This is a genomic window from Mesobacillus subterraneus (assembly GCF_003937825.1).
Lineage (GTDB): Bacteria > Bacillota > Bacilli > Bacillales > Cytobacillaceae > Mesobacillus > Mesobacillus subterraneus.
The window spans coordinates 129,976-143,067 of the sequence record NZ_RSFW01000014.1; the positions used below are offsets into that span (position 1 = coordinate 129,976).

Below are 13,092 nucleotides of genomic sequence, written 5' to 3' on the forward strand. Positions count from 1 at the left end.
GGCATTTGGAGTCTGCAGCCTTCAGTAATGGCCTGTCCAATTCCTTGAAAGTGAAAATCAGAACTCGTTTACTTCCTCAGAAAATGGAAAAGCGCCTGGACACACCCAGACGCCTTTTTTCATTGATATCCTTTTGCGGTTTCTTTTACGATTTTTTCCTTGAAGAGTGTGTAGCTCCACGATTGGTAGGCGATGATGATTGGCACGAAGACGATGGCGACGATGAACATGATGGTCAGGTTCAGCTTGCTTCCGGCGGCATCGAACAGAGTGACGCTATAGGCGCTGTCGATTCTCGATGGAAGCATGTTTGGGAACATGCCGACGAAGCCGAAGGCCATTTTTGTGAAAATCGTCACGCATACGGCTGTGAAGGCATAGCCGATCTTCTTTTTAAAAATAAAGAATGCAGTGAGCAGCATGGCGGCCAAAGTCAGTACTGGCACGACCCAGAGGACCGGCTGCTCTGAATAGTTATCGAGCAGCGGGGTCCGATTGACGGTAGCCATGAAAAACAGTGACAGCATCGCTGGTGCCACTCCCGCTAGAATACGGGAGAAGCGATAGGCACGGGTGGCCGTTTGTCCGGCTGTTTTCAATTGGATCCATAATGACCCTGACAACAGGAATAAGGAAACGAACAACAGGCCTCCGAGGATTCCGTATCCGTTCAAGAGGCTGAACAGATTGCCTTCATAGCCATTGGCGCCGATCAGCAGACCCCGGTACAGATTGGCGAAGGTCACCCCGAATAGGAAAGCGATCAGAAAACTGCCTGTGAAAAATCCCCATTTGCAGGCTGCCTGCCAGATTAGATTGTCGTCCTTATGCATGAATTCGAGCCCGATTGCCCGGATGAACAGGGCGATGAGCACGAGGAATAATGGTGTATATAAAAAGCTGAACATATCGGCATAGACTGACGGGAACGCCGCGAATGTCGCCCCTCCCGCGGTGATCAGCCAAACTTCATTGCCTCCCCAGAAGGGACCGACCGCCTCCTGAAGCTGATTGCGCTCCTGACGGTTTTTCGCAATGAACGGGAACAGCATACCCGTTCCAAGCGTGTATCCATCAAGAATGAAGTAAACCGTCCAGATCAAGCCCCATAGGCCGAACCAAATGATCGCAAGTGTATCATGAGACATGCTTCACGCCTCCTCCAACGCCAAATTGAACCTCTGATTCAGGCCCTTTTTTCGCATACTTAATGATCAGGTACACATCCGCAATCAATAATACGGTATAGAAAATGACCAGGGATGCCATTGAGAAGATCACCTGGGACAGGGCGATTGGCGAAACGCCTTCTGCCGTTTTCATCAGCCCGTAAACAACCCATGGCTGTCTTCCTGCTTCTGCGACCATCCAGCCGGCATTGATTGCGATATACGGCAGCAGGACCGAATAGAGAACAAGCTTTAAGTAGCGGGGCGAGTTCTCCAAATTATTTTTCCGGTAAAGGTAAAGGCCGTACCAGGAGACGGCCAGGAAGAAGACTCCGAGCGCGACCATCACCCTGAACGCGTAAAAGACCAGCTCCACATTTGGACGTTCATCCTGTGGGATATCCTTCAGACCTATGACTTCCCCATCAAAAGAATTGGTGTAGAAAAAGCTGCCGAGCCTCGGGATGCTGATCGCTTCAAATGCATTTCGCTCGTTCTCCTGGTCCGGAATCTGGATGAGGTGGAATGGCATATCCTTTTGGGTTTCCCAGACTGCCTCCATTGCTGCACCCTTTGCCGGCTGCATTTTTGCTGCGAACACGCCGGACTGGTGGCCGATGAATGGTGTCAGCGTCGCTGAGAACAACGCCATTGCCAGACCATACTTGAACGACTTTTTATAAAATGAGGTTTCATTTTTACGCAAAAGATGATAAGCGCTTATGGCCATCATAAAGAAGGCTCCGACGATATAGGCACTCACGACAGTATGAACGAACATGTACCAGGCATAAGGGTTGGTCACAAGCTCCCAGAAGTTATCGAGCTCAACCCGCCCATTTTTCAGGACATAGCCGACCGGGTTTTGCATGAAGCCATTGGCCGTTATGATCCACAACGCGGAAATATTGGTGCCCAGTGCGACCATCCAGATGGAAAACGCCCTGAGCTTAGGCGAAAACTTATCCTTTCCGAACAGCCAGATTCCCATGAACGTCGATTCAAGGAAAAAAGCCACCAGTGCTTCAATCGCAAGCGGCGAGCCAAATATATCGCCCATATACTTCGAGTACTCAGACCAGTTCGTGCCAAACTGGAATTCCATCGTGATGCCGGTAATGACGCCAAGCACGAAATTGATCGCGAAGAGTTTTCCCCAGTAATCCGCCATCCGCTTGTAGGTTACGTCAAGCGTGCGGGCATATTTCGTTTCCATGATGGCGACGAGAATGACAAGCCCAAGTGTCAATGGCACAAATAGAAAATGATAGAACACGGTGACAGCAAACTGGATCCGGCTTAATAACAGGACCTCATCCATTTTCGGTTCCTCCTAAATAATTAGTTTGTGAAATAGTTAACATAATGATAATTCTATTTTAAAAAAACTTCGTGAGTGATATCGAAGATTTATGTAGATATTTTGTGACAAATTTATCCTTTAACTGTGATTGGTATCACAGACAAAGAAAAACAGGCCCGGAAACGGACCTGCTTCTTTTAAATATTGCCAATATTGGAGGGGTCCGTGCTAATTCCCTCCTGGCCCGGCACCCAGTTTGCCGGGACTCCCTTGCCTGTTTGCTTTGCATACTCGAAGGCCTGCAGCATCCTGACATGCTCAGGAAGATTCCGGCCGACATTGCCCGGGTAAACCAGTTTCGCCCTGATTACCCCTTCTGGATCAATGAACACTGAGGCCCTGAAGGCTGCCCCTATATTTTCATCCAGCACCCTGTAAGCGCGGCTGATAACATGGGTTCTGTCGCTGACCATCGGGAAGGTGACATTTTTCAGCGATGGAGAAGTTTCCTTGAAAACCTTGTGGGAAAATGCACTGTCTGTGCTGATTGACAAAATCTCTGCATTTAGTGCTTTTATATAAGGATAAACAGCGGCGACCGCCGCCAATTCAGTCGGTCAAACAAAGGTAAAATCACTAGGGTAGAAAAATAAAATGACCCACTTGCCGCGGTACTCCTCCAGGTTGATTTTTCTGATATCCCCATTGATCACCGCATCCGCTGTGAATAATGGAGCCTGATCATCTCTTGTCGCACAAAAAACAGTCGGGCATTGCGATAAGTCCTCTGCGTACAATTTTTCATCCATTGCCGCCGCCCTCCTTTCGTAAAATTGGTGTCTATAAATCATATGCAGTTAATTGTTTATATTTCAGGTTCCATCAGGAAAAACTACTGTGGACAAGAAAGGAGGGTTCATGAATGGGCAGAGGCAAAGAGTTCAACCACAAGAAAAAAGGCCATCCTGGAGACTTGCCATCAGGAGCTTTGAAAGCGAAGCGCCCTGAGACCGAAGCGCAGGAGGACGAGGAATTCCTGGTCGTCCAGGAAGCATTCAAAAACCGTGTAGAGGAAGACGAAGTATAACTGGCAAGGACCTGGCATTGTTTTGCCAGGTTCTTTTTTGGGTGAAACTTTTCGTGACGGGTATCGTATATATTGTTATACACAGTTTATTCACAGCTTACATAAAAAACGGGGAGGAATAAGAGAATGATTGTATCCACAACACCAACATTGCAAGGAAAAGAAATCGAGAAGTACATGGGGATTGTATCCGGCGAAGCGATCATGGGCGCGAATGTCGTCCGTGACTTTCTGGCAAGCGTCACCGATGTGATTGGCGGCCGAAGCTCAGCTTATGAAAACAAACTCGCAGAAGGCCGTGAAATCGCGATACGCGAAATGGAAGACAAAGCACGCCGAATGGGCGCAAACGCCGTCGTCGGCGTCGACCTTGACTTCGAAACACTCCGCGAAGGCATGATGATGTGCATCGCCACAGGCACAGCAGTATACGTTAAATAACAGGGGGACGGTTCTCCTGTTTTTGGAAAAACAGAGGGACGGTTCTTGTGTTTTAATTACCGAGATAAACACAAGAACCGTTTTCATGTTTTAGGGTAGAAAACACATCATTCTGTTCGAAATCCAGGATGATTTCTTCAGCAATAACCGTTTCAATTCATCGAGCTTGGCCCAGCAGTATTCAGAGTGCTCTTCCGAAAGCCGGATTGATGCACTTTCACTCCTGCACATATATGTCAGCAGGACAACCTGCCTGGTTGGATTGGTCTTAAAGGTGGTCGCGTAAAGAATCTTCTCCACTTTCACATTCAACCCGGTTTCTTCGAGGATTTCCCGTGCAAGTGCCTCATCGAGTTCTTCCCCGAATTCGATTTTGCCCCCAACCTTTTCCCACGTGCCTGCACCAGTCACATCTTCAGCAGAACGCCTGAGGAGGAGCACTCTTCCCTTATGTAATATAACCCCTTTTACGACCACAACGATTTTATTCTCCACATTCATTTTGACAACTTATCCTTCCTTTATCGAAATGATTGAAACAGTAGAACCGTCCCTATGTTTTCTTAAAGTTAGCGATGACGAGTCCATTTTCGACGATTGTGTCTTCTTGTCGTTGGAAGCCGAGCTTTTGGTAAAGGTTTATTGCTGGGGTGTTGGCTGCGCCTGTTGAGACGATGATTTGGGTGTATTTTTGTTTTTCTAGTTTTGCGATCAACTTCTCAGCAATTCCTTTTCGGAAAAAGTCTGGATGGACCATGACCCGGTGGATATCGAGCATGGTTTCCTCTTTTTTAAAAGACACCGCACCCGCGAGCCTGCCGCTGATGTAGCAGCCGATGAAGGTTTCGCCGCAATTCTGCAGCTGTTCAAAGGTTTCTTTTAACGGAGGAATTTCCTCTGTACCGATCAGCTCTGCTTCTACTTTGTATGCTTTTTGTTGCAGAGCGAGGACTTCAGCTGCATCCTGGATTTCGTTCAGGCGGATTTCCCTGAATTCAGGCAAAATACCGTATTGTTTAATCTTGCTTAAAATCAATTCCGGCCTGCCCTGTAACGGAGGCAGATGGTCCAATGGGAAGAAGCGTAATTCCCTGCTTTCGCCATCCAGCATTTGCAGATTCCCTTCCCAGTCTTCGCATGCGTACAAAGCGATCGCATTATAAATCTCATCACCGTTTGGATATTGAAAATAATACTCTTCTCCCGCGAGCACATCCAAAAATTTCAAGTTCCCGAGATGAAGCCCTGTTTCCTCTAATAGCTCCCTCTTGGCAGTTTGTTCAAAGCTTTCACCAGGCTCCATCGCCCCACCCGGAATTCCCCACTTGCCAGTATCTGACCGCAGCTGCAGCAGTACCTCGTGTTGCTGATTGAAAACCAGTACTGCAGAGCCAACGAGAATGAACGGCCGTCTGCCGATCAGGCCCCGAATTTCTTTAATATAATCGCTCATCGTCTCCCCCATTACAAAAAATCGCTTTTTTCTATTATACTAAGTAAAGCATAAGCAAAACTGTGGTGTTTTGAAAGGAGCAATCATGAAATCATTGGTACTTGCAGAAAAACCAAGCGTGGCCCGCGAGCTGGCGCGTGTACTTGGCTGCAATAAAACGCATAAAAGTTATTTTGAAGGCAATCAATACATTGTCACCTGGGCTCTCGGCCATCTGATCGAGTTGAAGATGCCAGAAAACTATGATCCTAAATATAAGGTTTGGCGTCTTGAGGAGCTGCCGATCATTCCTGATAAAATGGGGCTGAAGGTCATCAAGCAGACGAGCCACCAATTCAAGGCGGTCGAGCATCTGGCTGAGCGCAAAGATGTCGGCGAATTCATCATCGCGACGGATGCAGGACGCGAGGGTGAACTTGTTGCCAGATGGATCCTTCAGCGCATCAACTGGCGCAAGCCAATCAAGCGACTGTGGATTTCTTCGCAGACAGACCGCGCCATAAAGGACGGTTTTAAAAACCTCAAGCCTGGCAAACAGTTTGAAGACCTGTATGAGTCTGCTGTCTGCCGTGCGGAAGCTGACTGGCTGATCGGTTTGAATGTTTCCCGTGCCCTGACCACGAAATACAAGGATCCTTTATCCGCAGGACGTGTACAGACACCGACACTGGCGATGATTTTGGAACGCGAGGATGAAATCAACAAGTTCGTGCCGAAGGATTACTGGACTATCCAGGCGAAGGTCGGCTCGTTGAATGCCGAATGGGAGCATAACGGTGAGAAGCGGATTTTTTCAAAAGAAAAAGCGGAAGACATCCAGAAAAAGCTTTCAAATAAAAAAGCAGAGCTTAAGTCACTGGACCGCAAACAGAAAACCGAACCACAGCCGCTGCCTTACGACCTGACAGAGCTGCAGCGTGACGCCAACAAACGGTTCGGTTTTTCGGCGAAGAAAACGTCCAATGTCCTGCAGGGCTTGTATGAGCAGCACAAGCTCGTTACCTACCCGCGGACGGATTCCCGTTATTTGACGACCGATATGGAAGCGACGATGGCTGACCGCCTTCAGGGCATCATGTCCGGCTACCGGGATGAAGCGAAGCCGGCGCTGGCGCAAAAAGGGAAAGTGCAGGCGCGCCGTGTGTTCAATAATGAAAAAGTAACCGACCACCACGCGATCATTCCGACAGAGGAACGTCTTCACCTGGCAGACTTGTCTCCGGATGAACGGAAGCTGTATGACCTGATCGTCCGCAGGTTCCTGGCTTTATTTTACCCGGCCTATCAATATGAGGTTCTCCACGCAAACTTCTTAGTGGAAGGCGAATCCTTATCTGCCCGGGAAACAAACATCCTTGAACTTGGCTTTAAAAAGGTCCTTGGCAAAGACGAGGACGATGCAGCCAGGCAGTCACTAGGACATCTGGAAAAAGGAAAAAGCTATGCTGTCGGCCAGGTTACTCTGAATAAAAAGATGACTGAGCCGCCGCTTCGTCTGTCTGAATCTGATATTCTCGCTAAAATGGAGAAATTCGGTCTCGGCACACCGGCGACACGGGCGGAAATTATCGAACGATTGATTTCATCTGAAGTGGTCGAGCGCCAGAACGGGCGATTGTATCCAACGAAAAAAGGCAAGCAGCTTATCGATCTCGTAAATGAGGAACTTACTTCTCCTGAACTGACGGCAAAATGGGAAAAGGAACTTGAGGAGATCGCCCGCGGCAAGGGTGACCCTAAAGCCTTCAAAAAACGAATCCGCGAGCAGACTGCCCGCCTCGTGTCGGAAATCAAGACGAGCGATAAAACGTACCGTGCCCATAACCTTACCGGCTCCAAATGTCCGGAGTGCGGGGAGTTCATGAAGGAACGGAAAACGAAAGAAGGACGTATCCTTGTCTGCTCAAGCCCGGAATGCAGTTTCCGCAAGCACAAGGATCCAAAGCTGTCCCAGCGCCGCTGCCCTCAATGCCGCAAACGGATGGAAATCCACAACGGCAAGGCAGGCGCGTACTTCCAATGCCGACCATGCAATGTCGTCGAAAAAGCAGAGGATAAGAAAAAAGGCGTCTCCAAGCGCGAGGAGCGCAAACTCAAGGAAAAATACTCACCATCCGATTCCAATTTCGGAACAAGCCTCGGCGATTTGCTGAAAGCAGCGATGGAAGATAAAGATTAAAAACTCGGTCAGCCCCGACAGGCATATGACAACCCGCGAGGAGGCATCTTCCCGCCACCACAGAGGAGCGGCTTATGACCCGAGGGGCTAGGCGCTGGTGCTGTATTATACTTATCCACAAATTGATATTTTATAATTTCGAAGACAATGGAAAAAGCGGCCCTCGTGCCGCTTTTTTTGTTGAAGGATTTTTGTTGTAAACTATTTCTGCGAAGTAGTATGATATTCGTTGGTTGTCATTTAGAGATAAAAGGAGAAGCATCATGAGGATTAGGGATTGGGATCGGAACCTGAAGATTCGCCTGTTTGGCGAGGCTTTGATGAATATAACTTTTTGGATGTTTTTCCCGTTTTTAACGATTTATTTTGCCGAGAGCTTTGGCAAGGATAAGGCCGGTTTCCTGCTGATTTTTTCACAGGTATTCTCTGTTTTCGCAAACCTGCTTGGCGGCTATACCGCTGACCGCTTCGGGCGCAAACGGATGATGGTCATTTCTGCTTTCGGCCAGGGCATCGCCTTCCTGGTGTTCGCCTATGCGGTGTCTCCTTGGTACACCTCTCCGATGCTCGGTTTTATCTGCTTTGCCCTCGTCGGGGTGTTCGGCTCGATCTACTGGCCTGCAAGCCAGGCGATGGTCGCCGATGTCGTTCCTGAAAAAGACCGGAGCAGCGTGTTTGCGATTTTTTATACTTCAATCAATATTGCCGTTGTCGTCGGCCCGATTCTCGGAGCGATTTTTTATGTGAAATACAGGTTTGAATTGATGATCGCCGTCGCCATCATCTCCATCCTGCTTTCGCTCGTACTCGCAAAATGGACGCGCGAAACCGTCCCTCCTGCGGCGAAGCAGGCACGTGCTGAGGGCGGGAAATGGTACGATTTTCTGATAAAACAACTTGCCGATTATAAAGTCATTGTTCAGGATAAAGTGTTCCTTCTGTTTATCGTCGCAGGGATTTTGGCGGCTCAGACGTTCATGCAGCTTGATCTGTTATTCCCTGTTTACACAAAGGATACCGTCCACAATCAGACGGTGCTTGAACTCGGCAGCAAGGCATTCACCGTGAACGGCGAGCAGGCATTCGGTTTGATCCTTTCGGAAAATGGATTGCTCGTTGCCATCTTCACTGTTGCTGTGACGAAATGGGTCACACGCTTCCGTGAGCGGAACGTGTTCGTATTGTCGTCGCTGATTTATGCGATTTCGATTTTGATGTTCGGTGCGACAAACTGGATCTGGGGCTTGATTGCCGCCATGGCTGTGTTCACACTCGCTGAACTGATGACAGCCGGCCTGCAGCAAACCTTCATCTCCAACCTGGCACCCGAGCATATGCGCGGCCAATACTTTGCAGCCGCCTCCCTGCGCTACACCATCGGCAGGACGATCGCGCCAATCAGCATCCCGCTCACCGTCTGGATCGGCTACGGCTGGACCTTCACCATCCTGAGCATCCTCGCCATTTTAAGCGCGGTGCTGTTCTGGATCATGTTCAGGATGTATGAAAACCGGAAGGCTGCCGGGGTTTAAGGCTGTGGAAATTGAAGTTGGCCGATATAATGGAAAATCCGCCGATATATCAATAGCCGTGGTCGATATCTTGGTTTACCTATTCAATTCATCTGATATAAAATCCATGCAGCTGCCTAATCTGCATGGATTTTTTTAAATTCTGTTAAAGTACAATGTTGATATTAATACCTGTTGATTGTAGTGGAAGGCGCGTAGACTCCTGCGGGATCAGCTGGACAGCTGAGACCCCGCAGACGCCAACGGCGGCGAGGAGGCTCAGCGCCAGCCCCGCGGAAAGCGACGCGTCTGGAACGGAAATCAACAGCCAAATTTAATAGAGCCTAAAATTTAACTTTGCAATTTCCGAACGAAACAACGTAGATTTGTTGATAAATTCTCTTATTTTAAATACCAGTTTAACAGGCTGGAAATTCTAGACATATTGACCTTTGCTGTCTGTCACAGTCGAATGTATTCAGTTTCTTTTTTCCTATAAAGTGGTTACAATATAAAAGAAGATTCAGAAAAGGGGCGAAATTGATGAGTGATTTCAAAACGAATTTAGAGAAATACGCAGACCTAGCTGTCAAGGTTGGCGTGAATATCCAGGAGGGCCAGACGCTTGCGATCAATACGACACTTGATTCAGCTGAATTGGTGCGTGCGATTGTGAAAAAAGCGTATGAAGCCGGCGCTAAAAATGTTGTCGTGAACTGGACTGACGATGTCGTGAACAGAACCAAGTACGACCTGGCACCTGACGAGGCTTTTAACGAGTATCCAGAATGGCGTGCTCGTGAAGTCGAAGAACTGGCAGAGAACGGTGCGGCTTTCATGTCAATCGTATCTTCAAGCCCGAACCTGCTAAAAGGAGTCAAGTCTGAGCGTATCGCAAACTTCCAGAAAGCTGCAGGAACTGCCCTTTCTAAATACCGTAAATACATACAATCCGATAAGGTCAGCTGGACAGTCATCGCGGCTCCTTCTGAAGGATGGGCCAAGATGGTCTTCCCTGAGGACAGTGTTGAAACAGCTGTACAGAAGCTCTGGGATGCGATTTTCAAGGCAGTTCGTGTCGATACGGAAGATCCAGTTGCAGCTTGGAAGGAACACGATGCTTCCCTGCATGAAAAAGTAGACTACCTGAACAGCAAGCGCTACAAGAAGCTTCACTATAAAGCTCCGGGCACAGATTTGACTGTCGAGCTTCCTGAAAAGCATATCTGGGTTGGTGCCGGCAGCGTGAACGAGCAGGGCCACTCCTTCATGGCGAATATGCCGACAGAAGAGGTCTTCTCTGTTCCGTCCAAAAATGGTGTAAACGGCTATGTTTCAAGCACAAAACCATTAAGCTACGGCGGCAACATTATTGACAATTTCAAGCTTACTTTTGAAAATGGAAAAATCGTCGGTGTTGAAGCCGAAGAAGGCAAAGAAATCCTGAAGCAGCTCGTAGCGACTGATGAAGGTTCACACTACCTTGGTGAAGTAGCTCTTGTTCCATTCAACTCACCAATTTCCCAGTCAAACGTGCTGTTCTTTAACACACTATTTGACGAGAATGCTTCAAATCACTTCGCAATCGGCAGCGCCTATGCATTCTGCGTAGAAGGCGGCAAGACCATGTCTTCCGAAGAACTTGCTGAAAACGGCCTGAACGAAAGCATCACGCACGTCGACTTCATGATTGGTTCCGATAAAATGGACATCGACGGCATCTCGGCAGACGGAACTGCTGAACCAGTATTCCGCAACGGAGACTGGGCACTTTAATCGAATTTGAACCATGCCAGCCGGACATTTCGTTCGGCTGGTTCTTTTTTTACCATTATAGGGTGCGTTTTATATGAATTTTGGAGTTTATGACCTCCCGTGCTGCGGATATTCCCCGTTGAAGGCGATTTATTCCCCGTTGCGCTGCGGATATTCCCCGTTGGAGACATTTTATTCCCCGTTGCGCTGCGGTTATTCCCCTTTGGAGACATTTTATTCCCCGTTGAAGCCCGGATCTTCCCCGTTGGAATTTCAAGAGCTCAAAGCTCCAACCTCGGTTCTAAACACATACGCTAAAAAACCGTAATTAAATGGTTTTGATTCACGTTCTACGGCTTTCCATATATTTGCCTATTGCTTGTTCACAGTGCCTCGGCCTTTACCGTTTGGCAGCTTTCTACTCGTTACGCATAATGAATACGCTTCCTGGTAAATTCCCTTATCCGCCCTAGTTTCGTGTGCTATAATGGAGTTATCAATCATGTATAAAGATATCATTGTTTATCTGGGGGCGACGTCTTGGTCCAGTTACAGATCATTGTGTCAGGTGAAGTTCAGGGTGTAGGATACCGGTATTATACACAGATGAAGGCGATCCAGTTTGGAATCACCGGCTGGGTGAGGAACCGGCAGGATGGAGGCGTCGAGATTCTGGCTTCTGGTGCTCATGCCGATCTTGAAAAATTCATTGATGAGGTGCGAAGAGGCAATCCATTTTCGACCGTTGACCATATTGAAGTCAACGAAACGGAAAAGACGGAAACCTTCAAATCTTTTGCAATAAAATACTAAAAGGCAGAGGACTCCCTCTGCCTTTCTTATATTCTATGATCATTTTATTTTGATGATCGTCCCATCCGGTTCTTTTAAAAGTGCCTGCTTCATTTTCTTCAACTGTTCTTCCTCGCTTGGCTTCAACCCGAGCAATGACAGCAATCCAAGGGAATCGAGCAGGCCTTCGGTCAGTTTCTCAAGCTGGCTGGTCAGAGTCGCATCTGTTGGGCACAGCTCCTTCAGCAGCTTATCCTCTTCCAGCGCCTGGTCAATCAGCTCCAGCGCAAGCTCCTTCGTGATTTCGCCTTGGGCGATGGCAAGCTTATCGCATGATGTTTTGGCGGTTTTATCGACCGTTTTCTTGACCGGCTCCACGACTGGCTCTGTTACTGTTTTTGCAGTATCGACTGTTTTCTTGGCAGTTTCCTGTACAGGTTCAGTCACCTTGCCAACAGTACCCTTCACTGGCTCCGTCACTTTCTCGACCGTTTCCTTCACCGGCGCGGTCACCTTACTAACGGTATCCTTCAGCGGGTCAGTTACTTTGCCGATCGTATCTTTCAATGGGTCGGTTAACTTGCCGATTGTCTCCTCCAGCGGGTCGGTCACCTTGCCAATCGTGTCCTCCAGCGGGTCGGTTACTTTACCAATTTCCCCTTCAAGCGGATCGGTTACCTTCCCTATCGTTTCATCGATTGGTTCTGTTACGGAATCTGCCACATCTTCAGCCGGATCGATAACAACACCGGCCGTATCCTCCTCCCCGTCTTCCCCGCCGGCGCCTTCACAGGTTAGCGGGAGCTGCCCCGCGGTGAGCTTTTCGATTTCTTTCTTCATTTGCTCAAGTGGGAGCGAGCTTAGGTCCTGTAATATTTTCAAGGGTCCTGGTTTTTGTATGCCGCCATTGCCATTGACCGTCTGCAGCTGCAACTGGTCAAGTGAGCTGTTGGCTGCGTTCATCGAATGGGCAACCATGTTCACGCCTTCAAGGGCGGCGTTTGGAATCACTTTTCCGGCATGGAGGCATGCTCCCTTGAATGAAATCGCACTTGCATCCACCTGCATCCCTTTGATCTGGACCGGGCCGCTTGCCTTCATTGTCAGGCTGACACTACCGCCGGGCGTCTGAAATTGTTTGGTCAGCCTCATTCCATATATTTTTGCAGAGTCATAGGTAATCCGCAGCATCGGCTTTGCGTGGGAGCTTGATGTCTCACCGGCAACAATCATCGCCTTCATATTCTCGCCTTCCACCCTGTCTGCCTCGATGATGAAGCCGTCCGCATCAAGACTGGCAGCCTCACCATGATGGATAAAGGGCAGCAAGGACAAAAATGCCAGCTGTATGCTCAAGCCGAGCAATAAAATCTTGTATTTTACCAGTCTGGTATGTTTCAAT

Annotated in this window: 12 protein-coding genes and 1 pseudogene; 6 read left to right on the forward strand and 7 right to left on the reverse strand. The window is 48.5% G+C overall.

Annotated elements, in window-relative coordinates; translation table 11 throughout:
- Positions 1 to 119 precede the first annotated feature (119 nt).
- The 3 genes from cydB to EJA10_RS12680 form a co-directional block, all read right to left on the reverse strand.
- The gene (gene cydB, locus EJA10_RS12670) at positions 120 to 1,148 is read right to left on the reverse strand and encodes a cytochrome d ubiquinol oxidase subunit II (protein WP_125480375.1); all 1,029 of its coding nucleotides are present in this window, start codon (positions 1,146 to 1,148) and stop codon (positions 120 to 122) included.
- Entirely contained in the window at positions 1,138 to 2,490 is a 1,353-nt protein-coding gene (locus tag EJA10_RS12675; protein WP_125480376.1) for a cytochrome ubiquinol oxidase subunit I, read from the reverse strand. Before EJA10_RS12675 ends, cydB begins: the two co-directional genes overlap by 11 nt.
- A 179-nt stretch (positions 2,491 to 2,669) precedes the next feature.
- Complete coding sequence (locus EJA10_RS12680) at positions 2,670 to 3,281, reverse strand: peroxiredoxin (protein ID WP_246017778.1); 612 nt, start codon at positions 3,279 to 3,281, stop codon at positions 2,670 to 2,672.
- 113 nt (positions 3,282 to 3,394) lie between these two features.
- Here EJA10_RS12680 and EJA10_RS23365 point away from each other — a divergent pair, with 113 nt between their 5' ends.
- A complete protein-coding gene (locus EJA10_RS23365) occupies positions 3,395 to 3,559 on the forward strand; it encodes a hypothetical protein (protein ID WP_170169129.1) in 165 nt (54 codons plus the stop codon).
- A gap of 126 nt (positions 3,560 to 3,685) precedes the next feature.
- The gene (locus EJA10_RS12690; RefSeq protein ID WP_125480379.1) at positions 3,686 to 4,000 is read left to right on the forward strand and encodes a YbjQ family protein; all 315 of its coding nucleotides are present in this window, start codon (positions 3,686 to 3,688) and stop codon (positions 3,998 to 4,000) included.
- 90 nt (positions 4,001 to 4,090) lie between these two features.
- Here the strand turns inward: EJA10_RS12690 and EJA10_RS12695 are convergent, their stop codons facing one another.
- From EJA10_RS12695 to EJA10_RS23785, 3 genes and pseudogenes are all read right to left on the reverse strand, one after another.
- Entirely contained in the window at positions 4,091 to 4,501 is a 411-nt protein-coding gene (locus tag EJA10_RS12695) for an NUDIX hydrolase (protein ID WP_342773918.1), read from the reverse strand.
- A 52-nt stretch (positions 4,502 to 4,553) separates the two neighbouring features.
- Positions 4,554 to 5,036: a GNAT family N-acetyltransferase gene (locus tag EJA10_RS12700; protein ID WP_425462095.1), complete on the reverse strand. Its 483-nt coding sequence runs from the start codon at positions 5,034 to 5,036 to the stop codon at positions 4,554 to 4,556.
- Positions 5,022 to 5,453 (reverse strand): annotated as a pseudogene (locus EJA10_RS23785) (NUDIX hydrolase); the annotation flags it as partial. The pseudogene EJA10_RS23785 and the gene EJA10_RS12700, both read right to left, overlap by 15 nt.
- Positions 5,454 to 5,538: 85 nt before the next feature.
- Between EJA10_RS23785 and EJA10_RS12705 the strand changes: the two are divergent.
- The 4 genes from EJA10_RS12705 to EJA10_RS12720 all read left to right on the forward strand — a co-directional run bounded on the left by EJA10_RS12705 (position 5,539) and on the right by EJA10_RS12720 (position 11,711).
- Positions 5,539 to 7,632 (forward strand): DNA topoisomerase III, encoded by a 2,094-nt coding sequence (locus EJA10_RS12705; protein WP_125480380.1) that lies wholly within the window; start codon positions 5,539 to 5,541, stop codon positions 7,630 to 7,632.
- A gap of 263 nt (positions 7,633 to 7,895) precedes the next feature.
- A complete protein-coding gene (locus EJA10_RS12710; RefSeq protein ID WP_125480381.1) occupies positions 7,896 to 9,164 on the forward strand; it encodes an MDR family MFS transporter in 1,269 nt (422 codons plus the stop codon).
- Positions 9,165 to 9,686: 522 nt separating this feature from the next.
- A complete protein-coding gene (locus EJA10_RS12715) occupies positions 9,687 to 10,919 on the forward strand; it encodes an aminopeptidase (protein ID WP_125480382.1) in 1,233 nt (410 codons plus the stop codon).
- A 519-nt stretch (positions 10,920 to 11,438) separates the two neighbouring features.
- Positions 11,439 to 11,711 carry an acylphosphatase gene (locus tag EJA10_RS12720; protein WP_125480383.1) on the forward strand — a complete coding sequence of 91 codons (273 nt, stop codon included), beginning with the start codon at positions 11,439 to 11,441 and terminating at the stop codon, positions 11,709 to 11,711.
- Positions 11,712 to 11,750: 39 nt separating this feature from the next.
- Here EJA10_RS12720 and EJA10_RS12725 read toward each other — a convergent pair whose 3' ends face one another.
- The gene (locus EJA10_RS12725; protein ID WP_125480384.1) at positions 11,751 to 13,091 is read right to left on the reverse strand and encodes a hypothetical protein; all 1,341 of its coding nucleotides are present in this window, start codon (positions 13,089 to 13,091) and stop codon (positions 11,751 to 11,753) included.
- Position 13,092: the final 1 nt, after the last annotated feature.

Bases quoted from the DNA above. Each gene is read 5' to 3' on its own strand.
- EJA10_RS23365 (WP_170169129.1), top strand. From the start codon at position 3,395: ATGGGCAGAGGCAAAGAGTTCAACCACAAGAAAAAAGGCCATCCTGGA.
- EJA10_RS12705 (WP_125480380.1), top strand. From the start codon at position 5,539: ATGAAATCATTGGTACTTGCAGAAAAACCAAGCGTGGCCCGCGAGCTG.
- cydB (WP_125480375.1), bottom strand. From the start codon at position 1,148: ATGTCTCATGATACACTTGCGATCATTTGGTTCGGCCTATGGGGCTTG.
- EJA10_RS12710 (WP_125480381.1), top strand. From the start codon at position 7,896: ATGAGGATTAGGGATTGGGATCGGAACCTGAAGATTCGCCTGTTTGGC.
- EJA10_RS12715 (WP_125480382.1), top strand. From the start codon at position 9,687: ATGAGTGATTTCAAAACGAATTTAGAGAAATACGCAGACCTAGCTGTC.
- EJA10_RS12675 (WP_125480376.1), bottom strand. From the start codon at position 2,490: ATGGATGAGGTCCTGTTATTAAGCCGGATCCAGTTTGCTGTCACCGTG.
- EJA10_RS12695 (WP_342773918.1), bottom strand. From the start codon at position 4,501: ATGAATGTGGAGAATAAAATCGTTGTGGTCGTAAAAGGGGTTATATTA.
- EJA10_RS12690 (WP_125480379.1), top strand. From the start codon at position 3,686: ATGATTGTATCCACAACACCAACATTGCAAGGAAAAGAAATCGAGAAG.